General features: G+C 70.6%; 22 protein-coding genes. 1 reads left to right on the top strand and 21 read right to left on the bottom strand.

Annotated features, from left to right (window positions below; translation table 11 throughout):
* Nucleotides 1–8: 8 nt before the first annotated feature.
* Nucleotides 9–2036, top strand: a complete 2028-nt coding sequence (locus ACFWE2_RS05215; protein ID WP_377223149.1) for a beta-galactosidase — start codon at nucleotides 9–11, stop codon at nucleotides 2034–2036.
* A gap of 91 nt (nucleotides 2037–2127) precedes the next feature.
* Here the strand turns inward: ACFWE2_RS05215 and nucS are convergent, their stop codons facing one another.
* From nucS to secA, 21 genes are all read right to left on the bottom strand, one after another.
* Nucleotides 2128–2823 (bottom strand): endonuclease NucS, encoded by a 696-nt coding sequence (gene nucS / locus ACFWE2_RS05210; RefSeq protein ID WP_377223148.1) that lies wholly within the window; start codon nucleotides 2821–2823, stop codon nucleotides 2128–2130.
* Nucleotides 2823–3248: a DUF2550 domain-containing protein gene (locus tag ACFWE2_RS05205; protein WP_116676687.1), complete on the bottom strand. Its 426-nt coding sequence runs from the start codon at nucleotides 3246–3248 to the stop codon at nucleotides 2823–2825. The genes nucS and ACFWE2_RS05205 overlap by 1 nt, the downstream gene beginning before the upstream one ends.
* A 12-nt stretch (nucleotides 3249–3260) precedes the next feature.
* Entirely contained in the window at nucleotides 3261–3521 is a 261-nt protein-coding gene (locus ACFWE2_RS05200) for a F0F1 ATP synthase subunit epsilon (RefSeq protein ID WP_377223147.1), read from the bottom strand.
* 103 nt (nucleotides 3522–3624) lie between these two features.
* Nucleotides 3625–5103, bottom strand: coding sequence for a F0F1 ATP synthase subunit beta (gene atpD, locus ACFWE2_RS05195; protein WP_377223146.1), 1479 nt, complete (start codon nucleotides 5101–5103; stop codon nucleotides 3625–3627).
* 57 nt (nucleotides 5104–5160) lie between these two features.
* Nucleotides 5161–6054, bottom strand: a complete 894-nt coding sequence (locus tag ACFWE2_RS05190) for a F0F1 ATP synthase subunit gamma (protein ID WP_377223145.1) — start codon at nucleotides 6052–6054, stop codon at nucleotides 5161–5163.
* 3 nt (nucleotides 6055–6057) lie between these two features.
* On the bottom strand, nucleotides 6058–7686 hold the full coding sequence (gene atpA, locus ACFWE2_RS05185) for a F0F1 ATP synthase subunit alpha (protein ID WP_377223144.1): 1629 nt from the start codon (nucleotides 7684–7686) through the stop codon (nucleotides 6058–6060).
* 56 nt (nucleotides 7687–7742) lie between these two features.
* A complete protein-coding gene (locus tag ACFWE2_RS05180; RefSeq protein ID WP_377223143.1) occupies nucleotides 7743–8555 on the bottom strand; it encodes a F0F1 ATP synthase subunit delta in 813 nt (270 codons plus the stop codon).
* A complete protein-coding gene (locus ACFWE2_RS05175) occupies nucleotides 8555–9136 on the bottom strand; it encodes a F0F1 ATP synthase subunit B (RefSeq protein WP_377223142.1) in 582 nt (193 codons plus the stop codon). The genes ACFWE2_RS05180 and ACFWE2_RS05175 overlap by 1 nt, the downstream gene beginning before the upstream one ends.
* Complete coding sequence (locus ACFWE2_RS05170) at nucleotides 9136–9366, bottom strand: ATP synthase F0 subunit C (protein WP_377223141.1); 231 nt, start codon at nucleotides 9364–9366, stop codon at nucleotides 9136–9138. Before ACFWE2_RS05170 ends, ACFWE2_RS05175 begins: the two co-directional genes overlap by 1 nt.
* A gap of 130 nt (nucleotides 9367–9496) precedes the next feature.
* Complete coding sequence (atpB, locus tag ACFWE2_RS05165) at nucleotides 9497–10390, bottom strand: F0F1 ATP synthase subunit A (RefSeq protein WP_377223140.1); 894 nt, start codon at nucleotides 10388–10390, stop codon at nucleotides 9497–9499.
* A gap of 136 nt (nucleotides 10391–10526) precedes the next feature.
* A complete protein-coding gene (locus tag ACFWE2_RS05160; RefSeq protein ID WP_377223139.1) occupies nucleotides 10527–10979 on the bottom strand; it encodes a hypothetical protein in 453 nt (150 codons plus the stop codon).
* Entirely contained in the window at nucleotides 10976–12343 is a 1368-nt protein-coding gene (locus ACFWE2_RS05155; protein ID WP_377223138.1) for an MraY family glycosyltransferase, read from the bottom strand. Before ACFWE2_RS05155 ends, ACFWE2_RS05160 begins: the two co-directional genes overlap by 4 nt.
* A complete protein-coding gene (locus ACFWE2_RS05150; RefSeq protein WP_377223159.1) occupies nucleotides 12340–13047 on the bottom strand; it encodes an L-threonylcarbamoyladenylate synthase in 708 nt (235 codons plus the stop codon). The genes ACFWE2_RS05155 and ACFWE2_RS05150 overlap by 4 nt, the downstream gene beginning before the upstream one ends.
* Before the next feature lie 147 nt (nucleotides 13048–13194).
* Entirely contained in the window at nucleotides 13195–14160 is a 966-nt protein-coding gene (prmC, locus tag ACFWE2_RS05145; RefSeq protein ID WP_377223137.1) for a peptide chain release factor N(5)-glutamine methyltransferase, read from the bottom strand.
* Between the two features lie 84 nt (nucleotides 14161–14244).
* Entirely contained in the window at nucleotides 14245–15336 is a 1092-nt protein-coding gene (prfA, locus tag ACFWE2_RS05140; protein WP_377223136.1) for a peptide chain release factor 1, read from the bottom strand.
* A 183-nt stretch (nucleotides 15337–15519) separates the two neighbouring features.
* Entirely contained in the window at nucleotides 15520–15738 is a 219-nt protein-coding gene (gene rpmE / locus ACFWE2_RS05135; protein ID WP_253872673.1) for a 50S ribosomal protein L31, read from the bottom strand.
* A gap of 133 nt (nucleotides 15739–15871) precedes the next feature.
* Complete coding sequence (gene rho, locus ACFWE2_RS05130) at nucleotides 15872–17782, bottom strand: transcription termination factor Rho (RefSeq protein WP_377223135.1); 1911 nt, start codon at nucleotides 17780–17782, stop codon at nucleotides 15872–15874.
* Between the two features lie 299 nt (nucleotides 17783–18081).
* Nucleotides 18082–19098 carry a homoserine kinase gene (gene thrB, locus ACFWE2_RS05125; RefSeq protein WP_377223134.1) on the bottom strand — a complete coding sequence of 339 codons (1017 nt, stop codon included), beginning with the start codon at nucleotides 19096–19098 and terminating at the stop codon, nucleotides 18082–18084.
* Nucleotides 19098–20213, bottom strand: coding sequence for a threonine synthase (gene thrC / locus ACFWE2_RS05120; RefSeq protein ID WP_377223158.1), 1116 nt, complete (start codon nucleotides 20211–20213; stop codon nucleotides 19098–19100). Before thrC ends, thrB begins: the two co-directional genes overlap by 1 nt.
* A gap of 40 nt (nucleotides 20214–20253) precedes the next feature.
* Nucleotides 20254–21546: a homoserine dehydrogenase gene (locus tag ACFWE2_RS05115; RefSeq protein WP_377223157.1), complete on the bottom strand. Its 1293-nt coding sequence runs from the start codon at nucleotides 21544–21546 to the stop codon at nucleotides 20254–20256.
* 218 nt (nucleotides 21547–21764) lie between these two features.
* Nucleotides 21765–24749 (bottom strand): preprotein translocase subunit SecA, encoded by a 2985-nt coding sequence (secA, locus tag ACFWE2_RS05110; protein ID WP_377223133.1) that lies wholly within the window; start codon nucleotides 24747–24749, stop codon nucleotides 21765–21767.
* Between the last annotated feature and the right edge of the window lie 102 nt (nucleotides 24750–24851).

Raw genomic sequence — 24851 nt, 5'->3', positions numbered from 1 at the left:
GACGACCGATGACGGCTCCCTTCGTACCCGACCGCCTGCTCTTCGGCGGCGACTACAACCCTGAGCAGTGGCCGCGCGAGGTCTGGGCCGAGGACATGGCGCTCATGCGCCGGGCAGGCGTGAACACGGTCACGATAGGGGTGTTCTCGTGGGCCGCGATCGAGCCCCGTGAAGGCCAGTTCGAGCCGGGCTGGCTGGACGACGTCGTGGCCCTCCTCGACGAGAACGAGATCGGGTTCTTCCTCGCGACCCCGACCGCGTCCCCGCCGCCGTGGTTCACCCGCGCGCACCCGGACGCGCTGCCCGTCCGGGCGGACGGGACCTACGTGTCCCACGGCTCCCGGGACACGTACGCGATCAGCGCCCCCGCCTACCGCCAGGCCGCGCGGCGCGTCGCGCGGTTCCTCGCCGAGCGCTACGGCGCGCACCCGCGCCTGCGCGGCTGGCACGTGCACAACGAGTACGGCACGGTCGACCACGGCCCGCACGCGGCGGCGGCCTTCCGCCGCTGGCTCCAGAACCGGTACGCGTCGCTCGATGCGCTGAACGACGCCTGGTACACGGCGTTCTGGTCCCAGCGGTACGACGACTGGGACGAGATCCTGCCGCCGCGCACGACGCAGTACCTGGCCAACCCCGCCCACGCGGTGGACTTCAAGCGGTTCTGCTCCGACGAGATGCTCGCGGCCTGCGTCGAGCAGCGGGACGAGATCCGCACGGCCGGCTCGACCGTCTCGGTCACCACGAACTTCATGCTGCCCACCTGGGACCACCTCAACCAGTGGGACTGGAGCGAAGAGCTGGACCTCGCCTCCGTCGACCACTATCTCGACACGCCGGGCCCGGACGGCGAGGCCCACGTCGCGTACGGCGCCGACCTCACCCGTTCGTGGGGCGGCGGCCCCTGGCTGCTCATGGAGCAGAGCGCATCGGGCATCCGGGACGGCGCCCGGCAGGCCTTCAAGGACCCCGACCGGATGCTGCGCAACTCCCTCGGCTACGTCGCGAGGGGTTCCCAGGGTGCGCTGTTCTTCCAGTGGCGCGCCTCGGCCGGCGGTTCCGAGACGTGGCACAGCGCGATGGTGCCGCACGTCGGCCCGGAGAGCCGGACGTTCGAGGGCGTCGTCGAGCTCGGTTCGCTCCTCGGCCGCCTCCAGGAGATCGCAGAGCCGCCGGAGGACGGACCGGTGGTCGAGGCCGATGTCGCCGTCCTGTGGGACGCGAACGGCCGGTGGTCGCTCCAGACGCCGCACCTGCCGAACGACGACCTCGACTACACGACGGAGGTCCGTGCGACGCACCGCGCCCTGTGGCGGGCCGGGGTCGCCGTCGACTTCGTGCGTCCCGGCGCCGACGCCGCCCGCTACCGGGTGCTGTTCGTCCCGACCCTCATGGCGATGGACACCGCCACCGTCGACTGGCTCACCCGGTACGTCGAGGCGGGCGGACACCTCGTCGTCGGACGGTTCAGCGGGATCGCGGACGAGCACCAGCGAGTGGTCTCGGGCGGCTATCCGGGCCGGCTGCGGGACCTCCTGGGGGTCCGGGTCACCGAGCACCGCCCGCTCGACCCGGCAGAGACCCTTCAGCTCAGCGACGGGTCGACGGTCGACCAGTGGACCGAGCGGCTGGACCCGCCCCGGGCGGAGGTCCTCGCCACCTACACGCAGGGTCCGCTCGCGGGCCTGCCCGCCGTGACCCGCCACCCGGTCGGCGACGGCAGCGCCACGTACGTCTCGACACGGATGGTCCAGGAGTCGTGGGACGCCTTCGTCGCGGGGCTGCTCGCGGAGCACGGCGTGGAGCCGGTGGTCCCCGAGGCGGTGGGTACGGGGCTCGAGGCGATCCGGCGGCGCGGCGCGGCGGCCACGTACCTCTTCCTGCTGAACCACGGCGACCGGCCGGTCCGGGTCGTCGGGCAGGGACACGACCTCGTCACGGACGCCCCGACGGATGCCGGGCTCGTGGTACCCGCGGCCGGCTACGCGGTGATCCGGGAGGCCCCGGACGCCAAGTGGTCGGTCACCGCGAAGTAGAGCGCCTGTCCGACACACGCTCTACCTCGCGTGCCCTGAGACGCCGAAGTAGAGCGTGTGTCCGCGACACACGCTCTACTTCGCGGTCGCGTCAGAAGAGGCGGGTGGACGGGTCGTCCGCGCCGCGCATCAGGTCGTAGTCCAGGAGCAGCGTCGTGATGCCTCTGTCGTGAGCCAGGACGCGGGCCTGGGGCTTGATTTCCTGGGCGGCGTACACGCCGCGGACCGGCGCCAGCAGCGGGTCGCGGTTCAGGAGCTCCAGGTACCGCGTGAGCTGCTCGACGCCGTCGATGTCGCCGCGGCGCTTGATCTCCACGGCCACCACAGCACCCGAGCCGTCGCGCGCGAGGATGTCCACCGGGCCGATCGCCGTCGGATACTCGCGACGCACCAGGGTGTGCCCGTCGCCCAGCAGCGCGATCTGCTCGGCGAGCAGCTCCTGCAGGTGCGCCTCCACGCCGTCCTTCACCAGGCCCGGGTCGATGCCCAGGTCGTGCGCGGAGTCGTGGTGCACGGTGAACAGCTCGACCTCGAGCCGGTCGTCCGACTTCGCGTGCTGCACCGTCCAGACCTCGGTGACGCCGCGCTCGGCGGCCTCCTCGGACGGCTCGCGCACCGCCAGCGTGCACGGGGGGCTCATCCAGTTCAGCGGCTTGTACGAGCCGCCGTCGGAGTGGATCAGCACGCTTCCGTCGGCCTTGACCACGAGCAGCCGCGTGGCCTGCGGGAGCTTCGCGGTCAGGCGGCCCGTGTAGAGGGCGGAGCAGTCGGCGACGACCAGCCGCATCAGAGAACCAGATCCTGTCGTCCGGGAGGGGCGGCCTCGAGCCAGGAGGCGAGGCCGAAGTAGTCGCCGGCGGCGAGATCGAGCTCGAAGTCGAGCCCGTCGTACCGGCACTGGACGAGGTAGTGGTCACCCTGACCACGCTCGTCCGGGTCCAGCGGGGTGCGGCCCGTCACGGTGAGCCGCTCCCGGTACCACGTGCGGGCCGGACGGGGCGACAGCGACCAGCACCGCCACCACTCGATCCGGCCCACCGCGTACTGCGCGATGCCCGGCGTCCAGGAACCCTCAGGATTCCCGGTCGGCCGGGCATTGCAGTTGAACGAACCAACCCTGCGAGAAAGCGTCCGCAGCCGGGAGATCCCCAGTGCGAGCACCAGCGCGAGCGCGCCGAGCACCGCGATCGCGATCCATATGACGCCGGGCACTCGCGCTCTCCCTCAGACCAGGGAGAGCTCGTCGACCACGAGGGTGACGAGGTTGTTGTCCACGGACACGAAACCGCCGGTGACCTGCGCCTCGACGGCCGTCCCCGAAGCTGTGTCCACCTTGATCACGCCCGGGCGAAGCACAGCCAGCAGCGGCGTGTGGTTCGCCAGGATGCCGATCTGCCCGTCCGCGGACGGCGCGCTCACCTGCGTCGCCGCACCGCTCCAGACCTTGCGGTCCCTGGACACGAGGTCCACGCTCAGCTCTGCCACGAGAGCTCCTTCCGATGTAGCGGGCGCGATGCCGTCCCTGCCGGACTGCCTGATTCTGGCATGCCCGGCGGGACGGCATCACGCACGGAGGATGGACGAAGCCTCAGGCCCCGTACTCCTTCTGGATCCGTGCCCAGTTCTCCTCAAGCATCTCGAGGCCACCGATGTTGTAGAAGGCCTGCTCGGCGATGTGGTCGAACTCACCGTCAGCGATCTTCTTGAATGCCTCGATCGTCTCCGACAGAGGCACCGTCGAGCCCACCACACCGGTGAACTTCTCGGCCATGTACGTGTTCTGGGAGAGGAACTGCTCGATACGGCGGGCACGCCCGACGACCGTCTTGTCCTCTTCCGAGAGCTCGTCCACACCGAGGATGGCGATGATGTCCTGCAGCTCCTTGTTGCGCTGCAGGATCGACTTCACGCGTGTCGCGACGTCGTAGTGCTCCTGGCCCACGTAACGCGGGTCGAGGATGCGGGACGTCGAGGCCAGCGGGTCGATCGCCGGGTACAGACCCTTCGACGCGATCTCGCGGGAGAGCTCGGTCGTCGCGTCCAGGTGGGCGAACGTCGTGGCCGGGGCCGGGTCGGTGTAGTCGTCAGCGGGCACGTAGATGGCCTGCAGCGACGTGATGGAGTGACCACGCGTCGAGGTGATGCGCTCCTGGAGGAGGCCCATCTCGTCGGCGAGGTTCGGCTGGTAGCCCACGGCTGACGGCATACGGCCGAGCAGCGTGGAGACCTCGGAACCGGCCTGCGTGAAGCGGAAGATGTTGTCGATGAAGAGCAGCACGTCCTGCTGCTGCACGTCACGGAAGTACTCCGCCATCGTCAGGGCCGACAGGGCGACGCGCAGACGCGTGCCCGGCGGCTCGTCCATCTGGCCGAAGACGAGGGCCGTCTTGTCGAAGACACCCGCCTCGTCCATCTCGGCGATCAGGTCGTTGCCCTCACGGGTGCGCTCGCCGACACCGGCGAACACCGACACACCACCGTGGTCCTGGGCCACACGCTGGATCATCTCCTGGATGAGGACCGTCTTGCCGACGCCCGCACCACCGAAGAGACCGATCTTGCCACCCTGCACGTACGGGGTGAGCAGGTCGATGGACTTGATGCCCGTCTCGAACATCTGGGTCTTCGACTCGAGCTGGTCGAAGTCCGGCGCCTTGCGGTGGATCGGCCAGCGCTCGGTGACCTCGAACTTCTCGCCCTCGGCGAGGTTCAGGACCTCGCCGGTGACGTTGAAGACCTTGCCCTTGGTGATGTCGCCGACGGGCACGCTGATGGGCTCGCCCGTGTCGGTCACCACGGCGCCGCGGACCAGGCCGTCGGTCGGCTTCAGGGCGATCGCGCGCACCAGGGAGTCACCCAGGTGCTGCTCGACCTCGAGGGTCAGGACGGACGTGCTCTCGCCCTTGCCGGAGAGGTCGATCTCGACGGTCAGCGCGTTGTAGATGTCGGGGATCGCGTCCTCGGGGAACTCGATGTCCACGACGGGTCCGATCACCCGAGCGACCCGGCCAGTCGCCGGCTCAGTCGGGGCCGCGCCGCGTGTTGATTCCACGGTAGTGGCGGTCATACTTGCCTCGCTTCGGTGGGCCGGAGGGTCCTCCGGCGGGGAGTCTTTTCGGTCTGTTCAGGACGCCAGGGCGTCGGCACCGGAGACGATCTCGCTGATCTCCTGGGTGATGTCCGCCTGACGTGCCTGGTTGGCCAGTCGGGTGTACGTGCGGATCAGGTCCTCGGCGTTGTCGGTCGCCGTGTGCATGGCCCGCTGACGGGCGGCGAGCTCGGACGCGGCGGCGTCGAGCAGCATCGCGTAGATGCGCTGCTCGATGTAGCGCGGGAGCAGCTCGTCCAGCACGGCCTCGGGCGACGGCTCGAAGTCGTAGAGCGGCAGGGCCTCGTGCTCCTCGGCCTCGGTCACGCCCTCCACCACCTCGAGCGGCAGCATGCGCACCACGCGGGCGCGCTGCGTCACCATGTTGACGAACAGCGTCGAGACCACGTGCAGCTCGCTGACACCGCCGTCGGGCTCCTCCGCGAGGAACACCTCGAGCAGCGTCTCGGCGATGTCGTGGGCTGCCTCGGGCGTCGGCTTCTCCGAACCGTACGACCAGCTCTTGGCGATCTCCCGCCCGCGGAACGTGTAGTACGCGATCGCACGGCGGCCGGCCACGTACAGCACGACCTCCTTGCCCTCGGCCGTCAGCTGCCCGATGAGCTTCTCGGCCTCGCGGACGATCGCCATCGGGTAGGAGCCGGCCATGCCCGCGTCGGAGGAGACGACGAGCACCGCCGCGCGGTTGCCGCCCTCCTCCTGCGTGAGCGGGTGGTCCACGTCCGTGTGCGACGCGACAGCCGACACCGCACGGGTGATCGCCTGTGCGTACGGCGCCGCCGCCGCCGCCGCCGCGCGAGCCTTGCCGATACGGGAAGCGGCGATCAGCTCACGCGCGCGGAAGATCTTCTTCAGCGACTGCGTCGACTTGATCCGCGCCTTGTAGACGCGCTGAGCTCCACCGGCCACGGGTCAGGCCTTCTTCTTGACGACGATCTGCGCCTGCTCGACGTCGACGGGGCCGTCCTCGGTGCTGCCACCGACGAGCGGCGTGCCGTCGCTCTTCTGGAAGCCCGCCCGGAAGTCGTCGACGGCGGCGCCGAGCGCCTCCTCCGTGTCGGACTCCAGCTTGCCGGACTTGAGGATCGTCTCCAGGACGTCGGTCTTGCGGCGCAGGTGGTCCAGCAGCTCGGACTCGAACCGCTTGACGTCCTCGACCGCGACGTCGTCGAGCTTGCCCTTCGTACCGGCCCACACGGAGGCGACCTGGTCCTCGACCGCGTACGGCGAGTACTGGGGCTGCTTGAGCAGCTCCGTCAGGACGGCGCCGCGCTGGAGCTGTGCGCGGGACGCGGCGTCGAGGTCGGACGCGAACATCGCGAACGCCTCGAGCGAGCGGAACTGCGCGAGCTCCAGCTTCAGCGTGCCGGAGACCTTCTTCATGGCCTTGATCTGCGCGTCGCCACCGACTCGGGAGACCGAGATACCGACGTCCACGGCGGGACGCTGGTTGGCGTTGAACAGGTCGGACTGGAGGAAGATCTGGCCGTCCGTGATGGAGATGACGTTCGTCGGGATGTACGCCGAGACGTCGTTCGCCTTGGTCTCGATGATCGGCAGACCGGTCATCGAGCCTGCGCCCAGCTCGTCCGAGAGCTTGGCACAACGCTCGAGCAGACGGGAGTGCAGGTAGAAGACGTCACCCGGGTAGGCCTCGCGGCCCGGCGGGCGGCGCAGCAGCAGCGACACAGCGCGGTAGGCCTCGGCCTGCTTCGACAGGTCGTCGAAGATGATCAGGACGTGCTTGCCCGAGTACATCCAGTGCTGGCCGATGGCCGAGCCGGTGTACGGGGCGAGGTACTTGAAGCCTGCCGGGTCGGACGCCGGAGCCGCGACGATCGTCGTGTACTCCAGGGCGCCGGCCTCCTCGAGGGCGCCACGCACCGCGGCGATGGTCGAGCCCTTCTGGCCGATGGCGACGTAGATGCAGCGGACCTGCTGCGTCGGGTCGCCGCTCTCCCAGTTCGCCTTCTGGTTGATGATCGTGTCGACCGCGATCGCCGTCTTGCCCGTCTGGCGGTCGCCGATGATCAGCTGACGCTGACCACGGCCGATCGGGATCATCGAGTCGATCGCCTTGATGCCGGTCTGCAGCGGCTCGTGCACCGACTTACGCTGCATGACGCCGGGCGCCTGCAGCTCGAGGGCACGGACGGCGTCGGTCTCGATGGCGCCGAGGCCGTCGATGGGGGCACCCAGCGGGTCGACCACGCGGCCGAGGTAGCCCTCGCCCACGGGGACCGAGAGCACCTCACCGGTACGACGGACCTCCTGGCCCTCCTCGATCCCGGTGAACTCGCCGAGGACGACCACACCGATCTCGCGGACGTCCAGGTTCTGCGCGAGTCCGAGCGTCCCGTCCTCGAAGCGCAGCAGCTCGTTCGCCATCACGCCAGGGAGGCCCTCGACGCGGGCGATGCCGTCCGCTGCGTACGAGACGCGGCCCACCTCCTCGGTGACCGCTTCCTGGGGCTCGTAGGACTTCACGAAGCTGTCCAGCGCGGCCCGGACCTCGTCCGGCCGGATCGTCAGCTCAGCCATTGCTTATCTCCTGTCGTGGCCGCGAAAGCCGCGGCGGAAGGTTCTTGTTCACGTATTCAGCCGGCCAGACGACGCGAGGCGTCAGCAAGGCGCGACAGGACAGTGGAGTCGACGACGTCCGCGCCGACCTGGATGCGCAGGCCCCCGACGACTGCCGGGTCCACGGTGACGTTCAGCTGCACGGGCCGCCCGTACGAGCGCTCGAGCAGCGCGCCGAGGCGCTGCTCCTGCTCGCGGGTGAGCACCGTCGCGCTCGTCACGGCGGCGACGAGGCGCTTGCGACGCTCCGCCGCGACCTCGCCGAACCAACCGAGCGTCTGCACGAAGCGACGACCACGCAGCGACGACGTCGCGCGCCTGGCCAGGCTCTGGGTCACGGTGTCGACCTTGCCGCCGACCAGCGCGTCCACGAGCGCCACCCGGCGCTCGGTGGCGGTGGTGCCGTCCGAGAGGACCTGCTTGGCCTCACGCTGGCCGCCGAGCGACCGGGTGAGCCGGAACAGCTCGTCCTCCACCGTCTCGAGCGCCCCGCGCGCCTCGGCGGAAGCCAGCACGGCGTCCACACCGAGACGCTCGATGGCGTCGGCCAGATCCGCGTCGCCCGCCCAGCGGGACCGGACGAGCCCGGACACCAGGTCGACCACGCGCTCGTCGAAATCGCTCAGCAGGCCGGCCACCAGGGCGGCCTTGGCCTCGCCCTCGCGGGAGGGGTCGGCGAGCGAGCGGCGCAGCGCGGCGGAGTCGTCCAGCGCCGACACCACGGTGAGCAGCTGCTCACCCAGCGTCAGCGCATCCGCACCCGCGGCGCGCAGCACCGGCTCGAAGCGCTCCTGCGCCGCAGTCAGCGATGCACCGCTCGATCCCCGCATCACGCCTCCTTGTTGCTTGCCACGGCCTGGCTTGCCTCGAGCTCGTCGAGGAAGCGGTCCACCACGCGCGACTGACGGGCCGAGTCCTCGAGGGACTCGCCCACGATCTTCGACGCCAGCTCGGTCGCGAGCGCACCGACCTCGTTGCGCAGGGACACGGACGCGGCCTGTCGGTCGGCCTCGATCTGGCGACGGGCGGTGTCGGTGATGCGCTCCGCCTCCTCGCTCGCCTTGGCCTTGAGCTCCTTGATGATGGCGGTGCCCTCGGCACGCGCCTCCTCGCGGACCTGCGCGGCGTCGGCACGGGCCTCGGCGAGCAGCTGCTGCTGCTGAGCCAGGGCCTCGTCGGCCTGCTTCTGGGCTGCCTCAGCCTTTTCGATACCGCCCTCGATGAGGGCGGAGCGCTCGTCGAGCACCTTGTTCATCTGCGGCAGGATGAACTTGTAGAACGCCACGGCGATGATCAGCAGCGTGACCGACGACCACAGCAGGTCGTATCCAGCAGGCAGGAACAGCTCGATGCCCTGCGGCCCTTCCGTCTGCGCCGCTACCACCTGGGCGGCGCTCGAGTGCGCCGGCATCAGCTGAACAGGAAGCCGGCGACGAGACCGAGGAGCGCGAGCACCTCGACGAACGCGACACCCAGGAACATCGTGGCGCGGAGCTGGCCGGCGACCTCGGGCTGGCGGGCCATACCCTCGATGGTCTTGCCGATCAGGATGCCGAGACCGATACCCGGGCCGGTCGCCGCGAGGCCGTAGCCGATCGCGTTGACGTTGCCAGAGACCTCGGCGAGAGTGATGACGTCCACTTGCGTCTTCCTTCCGTTGGGCGCCGGACCGGTATTGGTCAGGCGTCGCGTGGTGTGCGAAGGCGCGTGCTGCGCCCGTCGCGGGTTTCCAGGTGAAGCTATGCAGCGTCGCCCGGAGGAGCGAGCACCGTCAGTGCTCCTCCTCCAGCGACATGTTGATGTAGACCGCGGCCAGCAGCGCGAAGATGTACGCCTGCAGGAACGCGACCAGCAGCTCGAAGAGCGTCATGAAGATGCCGGCCGGCAGCGTCAGAGCCCCGAAGACCATCAGGCCGCTGCCCGCCGAGTCGATGAGGAAGAACTGCGTCGCGGCGAAGCAGAGCACGAGCATGATGTGACCGGCGACCATGTTGGCCACGAGTCGGACCATCAGCGAGCCCGGCCGGATGATCAGGAGCTGCAGCAGCTCGATCGGCGTCAGGATGAAGTAGATCGGCCACGGCACGCCGGGCGGGAACAGGTTCGCCTTGAGGTACCCGCCGAGGCCGTGCTTGCGGATGCCGACGGCCCAGTAGGTGACGAACACCCAGAGCGCCAGGAGCAGCGGCACGCCGATACGCGACGTGGCGGCCAGGTTCAGCCCCGGGATCACACCCGTGAGGTTGAACGCCAGGATGGTGAAGAAGATGGTCGTGAGCATGGGCAGGAAACGCCTGGCGTTCTCCTTGCCCAGGATCTCCTCGCCGATCTGCACCCGGACGAAGCTCAGCAGATACTCGACGCCTGCCTGGAACCGACCCGGCACCACCTTGGCTCGGCGCGCGGCGATCACGAAGATCGTCAGCAGCACGATGGTGGCGATGATCCGGATGATCCAGAGTCGGTCGATCTGGAAGATGGTGCCTTCGAAGAGGATTGCCGACGGGAAGAAGTCGGCGATCGACGGCGTGTGGAAGCCGCCCTCACCCTCGTGGCCTTCAGTGGCGGCGAGGATTACGGACGTCGCATACGTGGACAGGAGGACTCCCAGGTGGTCATTAGGCCCAGCGCGCGTCACCGCAAAGGGGCGGAACGGGCGCGCCATCGGGCCTGGCCGTCATGGATTCAGTCGTAAGCCTAACCTATGTCCCACCCGGAATTGGCCGCATAACCGCATGGCGCGGCCCCTTGTGACTTATTGCGCAACCGTGCGCGGCTCGCCGTATGCGCCGGATCGCGCGTCAGGCCCCTGCTTCGGGCTCGACGTACGGGACGCGGCCGTTCTTGACCGCGCGATAGTCGAGCACCGCCGATCCCACTGCCCCGAGCAGGAGCACCACGAACAGGACCACCCGGTCGTAGAAGTCGAACCGGGTCAGCACGGCGAGGACGGCGACGAGGACCACCATCTTGGCGATCCAGCTACCCATCACCACGGCGCCCATCGCGGTCGCACCCTTTCCGACCGTGTAGAGCATCGACCACACGGTCGTCGCGCAGAAGAAGGCGGCGAGCGCCGCGCCGATCAGGCCGCCCCAGAGCCCCGGCTGTCCTGCGACCAGGAGGCCGACCAGCGAGCCGAGGACCGCGAGCCCTCCCACGAGGACCAGGCAGTCGCGCAGGGCCGTGCGCAGCACCGCTCGCTCGGCAGCGCTCCGGTGGGCGCCGGCTGCGTCAGGTACCTGCTCGGTCATTCGATGGTCTCCTTGGTCTTGGACACGGCACCGTGGTGCGCGATGCCCTGGGAAGCGGTGCTCGCGCGGGTCCCGCTCTGCGGAGCGACGGCCAGCGGAGCGACGGGCTGTGACGCGACGGCCTGGGCAGGGACAGTCTGCGGAGCGACGGTCTGCGGTACGACGATCTGGACCGGCACCTTTGCCTCGAGCCCGACGCCCGCTGAGGCGGCGGCCCCGACGGCGGCTGGAACCTTCGGCGTCTGGCCGGAGAGCGCGGCGACGTCGTCGTCGAGGAAGCGGCCGCGGTGGCGCAGCGGGCCCAGCGTGGCCAGCAGGGCGAGCACCACGACCACACCGGTCCAGATCAGCACGATCTCCCAGTCCCACCGCACGAGCGCGGCGGCGCTGAACGCGAACACGGCGGTCCACACGTACAGGATCACCACGGCGCGGCGGTGGGAGTGGCCGAGGGCCAGCATCCGGTGGTGCAGGTGCATCCGGTCGGGTGCCATCGGCGACTTGCCCGCTGCGAGCCGCCGGACGACGGCCAGCCCCATGTCGAGCAGCGGCAGCATGAGCACCGCCACCGGCAGCAGCAGCGGGATGAAGGCGGGCAGCGCCTGCGCGCCGGTCATGATGCCCGGGGGGATGTTGCCGGTCACGCTGATCGCCGCGCCCGCCATCACCAGGCCGATCAGCATCGACCCGGCGTCGCCCATGAAGATGTGCGCCGGGTGGAAGTTGTGCGGCAGGAAGCCGACGCACACCCCCACCATCACGGCGAGGATGACCGAGGGCAGCGTCGCGTAGTCGTCCGCCGAGACCTGCTGGGTGAGCCCGTAGGTGTAGAGGAAGAACGCGGTGCCGCCGATGGCGACTATGCCGGCGGCCAGCCCGTCGAGGCCGTCCACGAAGTTCACCGCGTTCATCGCGATGACGATGATCAGCACGGTCACCACGAGCGACATGCGCGACGACGTGATGGTCACGCCCGCGATCGGCATCGTGATGAGCTGGACGCCCTGCAGCGCCATGAAGCCGGCGGCCAGGACCTGGCCCGCGAGCTTGGTGATCCAGTCGAGGTCCCACTTGTCGTCGGCCCAGCCCAGCGCGCACACGATGGCGGCGCCGCCGACGATGCCCCACACCTGGGGATCGTCGAACACCCCCGAGAGGAACGGCATCTGCGAGGCCAGCAGCATCGGCACGACGATGCCGATCAGCATGGCGAGCCCGCCGAGCCGCGGTGTCGGCACGGAGTGCACGTCACGCGCCCGGACGGCGGAGATCGCCGAGGTCCTCATGGCCACCCAGCGGGCAAAGGGCGTGGTCAGGAACGTGACCGCGGCGGCCACGAGCATCAGGAGCAGGTACACCCTCACTCGTCGTCCTCCGCGGCACCGGCCGGGGGATCGATCGGGTCGTCCTTCGGCGACACCTGCGCTCCTTCGACGTCGGCGACCGCACGCAGCGCGTCGAGCGACACGGCGCCCTCGCGCACGACGCGCAGCGTCGGGCCCGTCGCGTCCACGATGGTGGAGGCGACGCCACCCGGGGCCTCGCCACCGTCGAGGTAGACGGCCACCGAGCCGCCGAGCTGGCGCTCGGCGTCCGCGACGTCCTGCGCGGCCGGGCTGCCCGACTTGTTCGCGCTGGAGACGGCGAGCGGGCCGGTGCGCTTGAGCAGCGCGAGGGCCGCTGGGTGGTCCGGCATCCGCAGGGCGACCGTGCCGCCCGTGTCGCCGAGGTCCCACTGCAGCGACGGCTGCGCGCGCAGGATGATCGTGAAACCGCCGGGCCAGAACGCCTCGACGAGCTTGCGGGCGTCGTCGGGCACGTCGATTGCCAGGCCGTCGAGGGTCGCCACCTCGCCGACCAGGACCGGCGGCGGCATCTGCCGCCCGCGTCCCTTGGCCGCGAGGAGCGCGGCGACGGCCGCCTCGTCGAACGCGTCGGCGGCGATGCCGTACACGGTGTCGGTGGGGAGGACCACGAGGGCCCCACGGGAGATCGCATTCACCGCCTCGTCGATCGCCGGGCCCCAGGTCTGCGGGTCGGTGGCGTCGAGCACGGGCTGCACAGGCACACTCACGCGGAACAGTCTTTCACGATCCGGGGACTTCCTGATGCGCAAGCTCGGCCCTCACCCTGCGCTGCGCTCTGGTCCCAGGCGATACCTTCGTCGCCCAGGACCGGCGCTCCGCTCCGGGCGAGTGCCTCGCACGCTCGGCCCTCACCCTGCGCTGCGCTCTGGTCCCAGGCGGCGCGCGACGACCATGCGGTACCGGCCCGTCAGATCCTTGCGGGTCTCGGGCTCGCCGAACACCGGCCGGCCGTCGGCGTCGCGCGCGGCGGCGACCATGTCGCGTGCCGCCTCCGCCTGGACCTCCGCATGCTCCATGACGTACAGCCCGCCGGGTCGCAGCAGCCGCGCCGCGGCGTCCGTGATGCCTCGCGGCACCTCCAGCCCGTCGGGTCCCAGCCCGTACAGCGCGACGGCGGGATCGTGCTCGGCCACCTCGGGATCGACGGGCACGGCGTCCGACGGCACGTACGGCGGGTTCGAGACGACGACGTCCGCCAGCCCGTCGATGCCGTAGAGCGCGGTGCGGGCATCGCCCTTGACGAGGCGCACTATCCGCTCAGGTGGCGTGCCGGGCTCGAGGTCCGACCCCGTGCCGGCCCGCGCGCTCGCGACCTCGGCGCTCACCGCGTCGACGTTGCGCTCCGCCCAGGCGTGCGCGTCCTTGTCCAGCTCGACCGCGTGCACCCGCGTGCCGGGCACCTCCGTGGCCACCGCGAGGGCGATCGCCCCGGTGCCGGTGCACAGGTCGACGACGACGGCGCTCCCCCGCTCGCCGACGACCTTGGCCGCCTCGTCGATGGCGACCTGCGCCACCTCCTCGGTCTCGGGTCGCGGCACGAAGACCCCTGGGCCCACCGCGAGCTCGAGGTGCCGGAACGCGGCGACCCCGGTCAGGTGCTGCAGGGGCTCGCGCGCGGCACGCCGGGAGACGAGCCCGGCGAAGACGCCCGCCGCGTCGTCCGGCACCTCGCGGCCCAGCACCATCAGGCGCCGCAGCTCGCTCCGGTCCACCCCGAGCGCATACGCCAGCAGTACCTCGGCGTCGGTCTGGGGCGACGCGACCCCGGCGTCCGCCAGCTCCTCGCAGGCCCACTTCAGCAGCTGTGTGCTCACCGCACTCCTCCCCCTACCCCCCAAGCGTGCCGCCCAGCCGTCCCGGCAGGCAATCCGTCACGCGATATCGCCCCGGCCGGGACCTCACGCACCGGACGCCACCGCGAGGCGCGCCGCCTCGTCGGCCTCGATCGCCGACCGCACCACCGCGCCGAGGTCACCGTCGAGCACATGATCGAGGTTGTACGCCTTGTACCCGGTGCGGTGGTCCACTATCCGGTTCTCCGGGTAGTTGTACGTCCGGATCCGCTCGGACCGGTCCACCGTGCGGACCTGCGAGCGGCGCAGCTCCGCGGACTCCGCCGCCGCGGCCTCCGCCTGTGCGGCGAGCAGCCGGGCGCGGAGCACGCGCATGGCCTGCTCGCGGTTCTGCAGCTGCGACTTCTCGTTCTGCATCGAGACGACGATGCCAGTGGGCAGGTGCGTGATGCGGACCGCGGAGTCCGTGGTGTTGACGGACTGCCCGCCCGGACCGGACGAGCGGTAGACGTCGATCCGCAGGTCGTTCTGGTCGATCTCGAGCTCCCCCGGGTCGTCGACCTCGGGGAACACGAGCACGCCGGCCGCCGACGTGTGGATGCGGCCCTGCGACTCGGTGACCGGCACGCGCTGCACGCGGTGCACGCCGCCCTCGTACTTCAGGCTGTGCCAGACGCCGTCCTCGGGGCCCTGCACGCTCTTGGCCTTGATCGCGACCTGCACGTCCTTGTAGCCGCCCAGGTCGGACGCCGTGGCCTCCAGGAGCTGCGTGGACCAGCCCTGCTGCTCCGCGTAGCGCAGGTACATGCGCAGCAGGTCGCCCGCGAACAGTGCGGACTCCTCGCCGCCCTCGCCCGCCTTGATCTCGAGGATCACGTCCCGGCCGTCGTCGGGGTCACGCGGCACCAGCACGCGGCGCAGCTTCTCCTCAGCGTTCGCCTCGGCCTCCCTGAGGCTCGGCAGCTCCTCGGCGAACGCGGCGTCCTCCGTGGCGAGCTCGGCGGCGGCCTCGGCGTCGTCGTGCGCCTGCTCCCACGCGCGGTACGCGCCGACCACCTGGTTGAGCTCGGCGTACCGCCGGCCAAGGGTCCGCGCGCGCCCCGCGTCCGCGTGCACGGCGGGGTCGGCGAGCGCCGCCTCGATCTCGGCGTGCTCGCTGATCAGGGGCCCGACACCGGCGAACGCTGACTCGGTCACGATCTCTCCTAGGTACACCGCTGAGTGCGGGATATTCGCCCTCTCGCACGCGTCGAGAGGGCGAACATCACGCACTCAACGGGGCGGGCGAAACAGTCTGTGGGGAAACGACAGCGCCGGTGGTCCGGTGCCCGACTGCCCCTGGAGAGGTTGTCGGACCGGACCACCGGCGCTGCGAAGTCGCTACTTGTCGGCGTCCTTCTTGCCGTAGCGCGCCTGGAACCGGGCCACGCGGCCGCCGGTGTCCATGATCTTCTGCTTGCCCGTGTAGAACGGGTGGCAGGCGCTGCAGACGTCGGCGCTGATCTTGCCGGACGTCTCGGTGCTGCGCGTCGTGAAGGTGTTACCGCAGGTGCAGGTGACCTCGGTGACGACGTACTCGGGGTGGATTCCAGCCCTCATGTTGCTCCTTGGTGAGATGCCGCTGGGTCGCCCTGCGGAACAGCAGTGACGTGAACCAGCGAGCCAGCCAGTCATTCTGCCACTTCCTCGCCCGTTCGGGCGAGGCGGTGTGGGTGTGACGTCCGTCAGACGATCAGACGGTCTCGCCGACGTTGTCGTCCTCCGTGAGACCACCCGGCGTCGTCTTCTGCACGTGCAGCAGGAACTCTACGTTGGTCTTGGTCTTCCGGAGCTGTCCGAGCAGGAGCTCGGCGGCCTGCGTCTGGTCGAGCGCGCCCATGACACGGCGCAGCTTGTAGACGATGGCGAGCTCGTCCTTCGACATGAGGATCTCCTCGCGCCGGGTGCTCGAACCGTTGACGTCGATCGCCGGGAAGATGCGCTTCTCGGCAAGGGACCGCGACAGGCGCAGCTCCATGTTGCCGGTGCCCTTGAACTCCTCGAAGATCACCTCGTCCATCTTCGACCCGGTCTCGACCAGGGCCGTCGCGAGGATGGTCAGCGAGCCGCCGTCCTCGATGTTCCGGGCGGCGCCGAAGAACTTCTTGGGCGGGTAGAGCGCCGCGGCGTCCACACCACCGGACAGGATGCGACCCGACGCCGGCGCGGCCAGGTTGTAGGCGCGCGACAGGCGGGTGATGCCGTCGAGCAGCACGACGACGTCCTGGCCCAGCTCCACCAGGCGCTTGGCCCGCTCGATGGCGAGCTCGGCGACCAGCGTGTGGTCGGAGGCGTGCCGGTCGAACGTCGAGGAGATGACCTCGCCCTTGACGGAGCGCTCGAAGTCGGTGACCTCTTCCGGACGCTCGTCGACCAGCACGACCATGAGGTGGACCTCAGGGTTGTTGAGCGAGATCGCGTTGGCGATCTGCTGCATCATCAGCGTCTTGCCGGCCTTGGGCGGCGCGACGATGAGGCCGCGCTGGCCCTTGCCGATCGGGGCGACGATGTCGATGACGCGCGGCGTGAGCTTGGTCGCCTCGGGGTTCTCCAGGCGCAGGCGCTCCTGCGGGTACAGCGGCGTCAGCTTGGTGAACTCCGGACGCTCGCGCGCCTCCTCCGGCGTCATGCCGTTCACGGAGTCGAGGCGCACCAGGGCGTTGACCTTGTTCACCTTGGCGTTGCGCCCGCTCGGCTGCTGCGTCGGCAGCTCGTCGCCCTCGCGCGGCTGACGCACGGCGCCGACGACGGCGTCACCGCGCCGCAGGCCGGCCTTCTTGACCTGGTTCAGCGAGACGTAGACGTCGTTGTTGCCCGGCAGGTACCCGGAGGTCCGCACGAACGCGTAGTTGTCGAGGATGTCCAGGATGCCGGCGACGGGCAGCAGCACGTCGTCCTCGCGCACCTCGGGGACGTTGTCGAGGCCCGCGACGTCCGGGCCCGTACGGCCACGACCACGCTTGCGGTCCCTGCCGCGGTCCCGGCCCCGACGGCGACGCGAGTTGCGGTCCTCGTCGAGCTCGTTGGCGCGCTCGTTGTTCCGCTCGACGGCGCCGGCGGCCGTGCCGGCGGCGCCTGCGGCGCGTGCGTTGCCGCGGTCGGCGCCGCGCTCGGTCGCGTTGGCGCGGTCACCGCGGGTGTTCTGCCGGCCGGCCTGGCCGTTACGGCCCTCGCCGGACTTCTCGGCGGTCCCGTCCGGAGCGTTCTGCCCTCGGCCGGCACGGCGCCCGCCGCTCTCGCGCGGCGCGGCGACGGCTTCGGCCAGCTCGGCCAGACGAGCGGCCTTGTCAGCCTCCGCGTTCGCGTCGGCGCGCACACCCGAGGTGGCGACCCCGGCGGCGGCAACCGGCGCCTCGGCGCGAGCAGGCTTGTCGTCGGTGGTGGGCTTCTCGGTGGCGGAGGCGGCACGGACCGGACGCTTCGTCGCGCCGCCCGTCTTCTCGCGAATGGTGTCCACGAGGTCGCTCTTGCGCATCCTGGAAGTGCCCTTCACGCCCAGGTCTCCGGCGAGTGCCTGGAGCTCGGCGAGGCGCATGCTGCTCAGTGCTCCGGTCCCGGCCACGCGGCCGGCGGCTGACTGAGCGTTTTCGGTGGTGTCTGTCACGAAGGACCCTTCCCCCTCGAACTGCGGCTGATCGCGGGATCGCGGGCCGCGGGATGTGTGGGCGCCCGGCGCTGGATGGTCGGAACGCGGAAAACCTCGCATCCGTGGTACGACGACGACGGCTGACGGGGGCGTTGTCTGCCTTCTCGCGAGATGCGGTGGCCGCTGATCACGGCCTGCAACGGGCACGACCGACCGGCTGAGACTCTGTGCAGTAGCTCTGCCGGCTTAGGAGGTGAAGAACCGATGTTGAATCCGAGTTCTCGCCACCATGGCTCAGGACGTGCGATCCCGAAGGTTCACTGCATACTACCACCCCGTATAGCTGGTGATCCTGGTAAGACTTGACTTCCCGTTGCACCTGACGACCCGGACGATAGCGCACCCGTGTTACCTGAAATCCTCCGGGCGCGCGCGCCGGTCATGTCGATTCCCGGGGTGAGCCGACGCCACCCGGGGCTCTCGTCGACAAGGTCCGCGAGGACCGCGTCGCGCCTCTCCCGATGGTCCGGCCCGGCCAGCACGAGGATCGTCGGCCCCGCGCCCGAGACGGTGGCCGGCACCCCCTCGTCCCGCAGCGCGCGCAGCAGCTCGCTGGACGCTCCGAGCACCGCCGCGCGGTAGGACTGGTGGAGGCGGTCCTCGGTGGCGTCGAACAGCAGCTCCGGACGCCGGGCCAGGGCCTCGACGAGGAGGGCGGCCCGGCCAGCGGTGAACGCCGCGTCGCCGTGCGACACGTGCTCCGGCAGGGCGGCCCTGGCCCGGGCCGTCGCGAGCGGAACGTCCGGCACGAGCACGGTGGCCTCGATCGTCGGGTCGACGTCGAGGCCGACGGCGCGCGGGCCGTCGTCGGTGGTCCACGCGACGGTGGCACCACCCTGGATGGCGGGCGCCGCGTTGTCCGGGTGCCCCTCGAACTCGGTGGCCAGCGCAAGCACCATGGCGGCGTCGATGGCCCGCGGCTCGGCGAGCAGGGCCCGCGCGGCGACTATCCCTGCCACGACCGCCGCGGACGACGACCCGAGCCCCCTGCCGTGCGGGATCACGTTGTGGCAGGTCATGTGGATCCCGGTGGGTACGGCTCCGGCGAGGTCCATGGTGCGCCGCAGCGCGCGCACGACCAGGTGGTCCTCCCCGAGGGGCACCTCGCCTGCGCCCTCGCCGTTGACGTCCACCACCACGTCGGAGCTCGCGACGAGACGTACCTCCACCTCGTCGTACAGAGCGAGTGCCAGACCCAGGGAGTCGAACCCGGGTCCGAGGTTCGCACTCGTGGCGGGCACCCGGACCCGCACGTGGTCGGCGCCGAGCTGCATCAGAGGGAGAGCGCGTCGGCGATCGAGACGACGTCGGCGGAGACCCGCACGGGTTCCACCTCGCCGCCGTCGGGCGTGCGCAGCGCCCAGCCCGGGTCCTTGAGCCCGTGGCCGGTCACGGTGATCGTGATGCGCGCGCCGGCTGGCACCAGGCCGCGCTCGTGCCGCGCCAGGAGGCCGGCGACGCCCGCGGCGGAGGCGGGCTCCACGAACACGCCCACCTCGGCGGAGAGGATGCGGTGCGCCGCGAGGATCTGCTCGTCGGTCACCGCCTCGATGACACCGCCGGACGTGTCCCGTGCCTCCTCGGCGAGCTGCCAGGAGGCCGGGTTGCCGATGCGGATCGCGGTGGCGATCGTGTCCGGCTGGTCGATCGGGTGGCCCTTGACGATCGGGGCGGCGCCAGCGGCCTGGAAGCCCCACATCGCCGGCGTCCGGCTCGCTGCCCCGGACTCGGCGTACTCCCGGAAGCCCTTCCAGTACGCGGTGATGTTGCCCGCGTTGCCAACGGGCAGGAGGTGGATGTCGGGGGCGTCGCCCAGCGCGTCCACGATCTCGAACGCGGCGGTCTTCTGGCCCTCGATGCGGTCCGGGTTCACGGAGTTCACGAGCTCCACCGGGTGGGTGTCCGCGAGCTTGCGGGCCGCCACGAGGCAGTCGTCGAAGTTGCCGTCGACCTGGAGCAGGCGAGCGCCGTGCGCGACCGCCTGGCTCAGCTTGCCCATGGCGATCTTGCCTTCGGGCACGAGCACCGCGCAGATCATGCCCGCGCGCGTCGCGTACGCGGCGGCGGACGCCGACGTGTTGCCGGTCGACGCGCACACCACCACCCGGGCGCCACGCCCGGCCGCCGCGGAGATCGCGGCGGTCATGCCACGGTCCTTGAACGAGCCGGTCGGGTTCATGCCCTCGACCTTGACGTACACGTCGGCGCCCGTGCGCTCGGACAGCGCGGGCGCGGGCACCAGCGGCGTGCCGCCCTCGCCCAGCGTCACGATGTTCTGCCGCACGTGGGCCGGCATGCGGTCCGCGTACTCGGCGATCACCCCGCGCCAGAGGCGCGACGTGGGGGCCGCGCCGGGAGCGGCGGACGGAAGGTTCGGTTCAGCCGGCAGCACGGGAGGGACGGATTCAGGCAGCACAGGAGGCACGGGTTCAGCCTTCGACTCTCAGGACGGACGTGATCTCGCGGACCGGTTCGAGCGTGCGCACCGCCGCGATGGTGGCGGCCAGCGACGCCTCGCGGGCGGCGTGGGTGGTCAGGAGGAGCTCGGCGGTGCCCTCGGAGGGACCGGTCTGGCGCATGGTGTCGATCGACACGCCGTGGTCGCCCACCACCCCCGCGACCTGGGCGAGCACGCCGGGCAGGTCCGCGACGCGGAGGCGGACCTGGTAGCGCGTGACCGCGGCGTCCGCGGGCAGCAGCGGGCGAGCCGCGTAGGTGGACTCCTGCGGGCCCTTGCCACCGAGCACCCGGTGGCGCGCCGCGGAGACCACGTCGCCGACGACCGCCGAGGCGGTGGGGCGGCCACCCGCGCCCTGGCCGTAGAACATGAGCGGGCCGGCCGCGTCGGCCTCGACGAAGATCGCGTTGAACGCGCCCTTGACACCCGCCAGCGGGTGCTCCAGCGGCACGAGCGCCGGGTACACCCGAACGGAGACGCCCTCGCCGGTCTGCTCGGCGATGGCCAGCAGCTTCACGGCGTGGCCCGTCCTGGCGGCCCAGGCGACGTCGTCGGCGGTGACGCCCGTGATGCCCTCGCGGGCGACGTCGTCCGCCGAGACGCGGGTGTGGAAGGCGAGGCTGGCGAGGATCGCGGCCTTCGCCGCGGCGTCGTAGCCCTCGACGTCGGCCGTCGGGTCCGCCTCGGCGTAGCCGAGCTCCTGCGCCTGCTTGACGGCCTCCGCCAGGCCGAGGCCGCTCGTGGCCATCTGGTCGAGCACGTAGTTCGTCGTGCCGTTGACGATGCCGAGGACCCGGCGCACGTGGTCGCCCGCCAGGGACTCCCGAACGGGGCGCACGATCGGGATGGCACCAGCCACGGCGGCCTCGTAGTAGATGTCGACGCCCGCGGAGTCGGCGGCCTTGTAGAGCGTCGGCCCGTCCGCGGCCAGGAGCGCCTTGTTGGCCGTGACGACGGCCGCGCCGCTCTCGATGGCGCGCAGCAGCAGGCCGCGCGCGGGCTCGATCCCGCCCATCACCTCTATGACGATGTCCGCGCCGTCCACCAGCGAGTCCACGTCCTCGGTCAGCAGCTCACGGGGGATGAAGGCCTCGCGGGGACGGTCGGCGTCGCGGACCGCGATCCCGACGAGCTCCAGCGGGGCGCCCGCACGGGCAGCGAGATCCGCACCCTGGTCGAGGAGCATCCGGGCAACCTCCGTGCCCACGACGCCGCAGCCGAGCAGGGCAACACGCAGCCCGCGTACGGGCTCGGGAACGTGCACGGGCACAGCGATCCTGCTTTCGTCTTCGGGGAACGGTCCGGTCCGGTGCGCGGTCCACACGGGAGTTCCGGACGTTGCGATCAGGGTAACCGGAGCCACCCACACGGACTCACTCGTCTCACCCCGGGGCCTGTCGAAGCAGAGCGGGTGTCCGAGTCTCCCTGGCGATACCAGGCAGGCTCGGACACCCGCTCTACTTCGACGGACCCCCGGAAGGGTTATGCCTCGTTGACCCCGTGGCAGACCTTGTACTTCTTGCCCGAGCCGCACGGGCACTGCGCGTTGCGGGGTGTGCCGGGGAACGTCCGGCCGTCGCTCGTGGCAGCGGTTGCCTCGCCGTGCAGAGCCGCGCGACGCCGGGCGCCGTCGGCCGACTGCACGAACGCCGAGCCCGAGCCGTCCTCGTTCGGTGCCGAGTACGTCAGCGACTGCGGACGGTTCGGGGTGTCGAGACCCTTCGCGAGCAGGATCGGCTCCGTCGCGGCACCCGCCGCACGGCGCTGCCGCGGCGGCGGGAGCTGACCCGGCCGCTCCTGCGCGGGCGCGGCCGCCGGAGACACCGCGGGGATCTGCGCGGTCGGCGGGGCGTCGGGCTGGCCCGTGCCGAGCCGGCCGCGCGGCGGCACCGGGCCGGCTGCGGGCAGCTCGGAGCCGCCGTCCGTCGCCTGCTCGGCGTCCGGCTGCTGCACCGTGACCTCGAGGTTGAACAGGAACCCGACCGACTCCTCCTTGATGGCGTCGGTCATGGCCTGGAAGAGCTGGAAGCCCTCGCGCTGGTACTCGACGAGCGGGTCGCGCTGCGCCATGGCACGCAGGCCGATGCCCTCCTTGAGGTAGTCCATCTCGTAGAGGTGCTCGCGCCACTTGCGGTCCAGCACCGAGAGCACCACGCGGCGCTCGAGCTGGCGCATGGCCGGCGGCGAGAGCTCTTCCTCACGCGCCTGGTAGGCGACGCGCGCGTCGGACAGGATCTCGTCCAGCAGCATCTCGCCGGTGAGCCGGTCGATACCGCCGGCCTCCTCGGCCACCTCGTCGGGCGTGAGCGACACCGGGTACACGGCCTTGAGGGCCGTCCACAGGGCGTCGAGGTCCCACTGCTCGGCGGTGGGGCCGTCGGCCGTCGCGTTGGTCACGTACTCCGTGATCGTGTCCGTGAGGAAGTGCTGCACCTGCTCGCGCAGGTCCTCGCCCTCGAGCACGCGCAGCCGCTCGGCGTAGATGACGCTGCGCTGACGCGAGAGGACGTCGTCGTACTTCAGGACGTTCTTGCGGATCTCGAAGTTTCGCGACTCCACCTGGCCCTGCGCGGACATGATCCCGCGCGTGACCATCTTGGACTCGAGCGGCATGTCGTCGGGGAACCCCGCCCGGTTCATCATCGACTCGGCGAGGCCGGAGTTGAACAGGCGCATCAGGTCGTCCTGCATCGACAGGTAGAACCGGGACTCCCCCGGGTCGCCCTGACGGCCGGAACGGCCACGAAGCTGGTTGTCGATGCGGCGGGACTCGTGGCGCTCGGTACCGAGCACGTAGAGGCCACCGGCCGCCTTGACCTCGTCGTGCTCGGCGGCGACGAGCTCCTTCGCCTTCTCGAGCGCCTGCGGCCAGGCCGCCTCGTACTCCTCGGGCGTCTCGACCGGGTCGAGACCCCGCCCGGCGAGGTCGGTGACGGCGAGGTACTCGGCGTTGCCGCCGAGCATGATGTCCGTACCGCGGCCGGCCATGTTCGTGGCGACCGTGACGGCGCCCTTGCGGCCCGCCATCGCGACGACGGCGGCCTCGCGCTCGTGCTCCTTCGCGTTGAGCACGTTGTGCGGCACGCCGGCCTTCTTGAGCTTGGCGCTCAGGAGCTCCGACTTCTCGACGCTCGTGGTGCCGACGAGGACCGGCTGGCCGTAGGCGTGCCGCTCGACGATGTCCGCGACGACCGCGTTGAACTTGCCCTCCTCGTTCTTGTAGACGAGGTCGGCCTGGTCGATGCGCTGCGGCGGGTTGTTCGTCGGGATCGGGACGACGCCGAGCTTGTACGTGCTCTGGAACTCGGCGGCCTCGGTCTCGGCGGTACCGGTCATCCCGGAGAGCTTGGCGTACAGGCGGAAGTAGTTCTGGAGGGTGATCGTGGCGAGCGTCTGGTTCTCCGCCTTGATGTCCACCCCCTCCTTGGCCTCGATGGCCTGGTGCATGCCCTCGTTGTAGCGCCGGCCCGCGAGGATGCGGCCCGTGTGCTCGTCGACGATCATGACCTCGCCGTTCAGCACGACGTAGTCCTTGTCGCGCTTGAACAGCTCCTTCGCCTTGATGGCGTTGTTCAGGAACCCGATCAGCGGCGTGTTCAGCGACTCGTACAGGTTGTCGATGCCGAGGTAGTCCTCGACCTTCGCGATACCCGGCTCGAGCAGGCCGACGGTGCGCTTCTTCTCGTCCACCTCGTAGTGGGCGCTCGTGTCGGCCTCGCCGGTCTTGGCGCGCAGGGTCCGCACCACCTTGGCGAACTCGTTGTACCAGCGGTTCGCGTCACCGGCCGCGGGGCCGGAGATGATCAGCGGCGTCCGCGCCTCGTCGATGAGGATCGAGTCGACCTCGTCGACGATCGCGAAGTTGTGGCCGCGCTGCACCAGGTCGTCGACCGACCACGCCATGTTGTCGCGCAGGTAGTCGAAGCCGAACTCGTTGTTCGTGCCGTACGTGATGTCCGCCGCGTACATCTCGCGCCGCTGCGCGGGCGTCTGGCCCGACAGGATCACGCCCGTCGTCAGCCCCATGAACCGGTAGACGCGGCCCATCAGGTCACCCTGGTACTTGGCCAGGTAGTCGTTGGTGGTGATCACGTGGACGCCGTCGCCCGTCAGCGCGTTGAGGTACGCGGCGGTCGTCGCCACCAGCGTCTTTCCCTCACCGGTGCGCATCTCGGCGATGTTGCCGAGGTGCAGCGCCGCACCGCCCATGATCTGTACGTCGAAGTGCCGCTGGCCGAGCGTTCGGTGAGCCGCCTCGCGGATCGCGGCGAACGCCTCCGGCATGAGCTCGTCCAGGGTGGCGCCGTGCTCCAGCCGTTCCCGGAAACGTGCGGTCTCCTCACGCAGCTCGGTGTCGCTCAGCTCGACGAAGCTGGGCTCCAAGCGGTTGACCTGCTCAGCCACGTTGTGCAGCTTCTTCAGGACACGTCCTTCGCCGATGCGTAGGACCTTGTCGAGGATGGACACGCGGGTTCTCCCAGGTCGTCGTCAAGTTTCGCCGTCGTCCATCGTAGGCCGTAAACCTGCGCCTGTGGCCCAAAGACGGACGGCGGACCGGTGGGTTCGCTC

Origin of the sequence: Promicromonospora sp. NPDC060271, assembly GCF_042726755.1 — a bacterium.
Classification (GTDB): domain Bacteria; phylum Actinomycetota; class Actinomycetes; order Actinomycetales; family Cellulomonadaceae; genus Promicromonospora.
This window is presented reverse-complemented; position numbering and strand designations above follow the sequence as displayed.

Coding starts and splice junctions, on each gene's coding strand:
- ACFWE2_RS05160 (WP_377223139.1), bottom strand. CDS start 10,979: ATGACCGAGCAGGTACCTGACGCAGCCGGCGCCCACCGGAGCGCTGCC.
- atpA (WP_377223144.1), bottom strand. CDS start 7,686: ATGGCTGAGCTGACGATCCGGCCGGACGAGGTCCGGGCCGCGCTGGAC.
- rpmE (WP_253872673.1), bottom strand. CDS start 15,738: ATGAGGGCTGGAATCCACCCCGAGTACGTCGTCACCGAGGTCACCTGC.
- atpB (WP_377223140.1), bottom strand. CDS start 10,390: ATGGCGCGCCCGTTCCGCCCCTTTGCGGTGACGCGCGCTGGGCCTAAT.
- ACFWE2_RS05180 (WP_377223143.1), bottom strand. CDS start 8,555: ATGCGGGGATCGAGCGGTGCATCGCTGACTGCGGCGCAGGAGCGCTTC.
- ACFWE2_RS05215 (WP_377223149.1), top strand. CDS start 9: ATGACGGCTCCCTTCGTACCCGACCGCCTGCTCTTCGGCGGCGACTAC.
- atpD (WP_377223146.1), bottom strand. CDS start 5,103: ATGACCGCCACTACCGTGGAATCAACACGCGGCGCGGCCCCGACTGAG.
- thrB (WP_377223134.1), bottom strand. CDS start 19,098: ATGCAGCTCGGCGCCGACCACGTGCGGGTCCGGGTGCCCGCCACGAGT.
- ACFWE2_RS05175 (WP_377223142.1), bottom strand. CDS start 9,136: ATGCCGGCGCACTCGAGCGCCGCCCAGGTGGTAGCGGCGCAGACGGAA.
- nucS (WP_377223148.1), bottom strand. CDS start 2,823: ATGCGGCTGGTCGTCGCCGACTGCTCCGCCCTCTACACGGGCCGCCTG.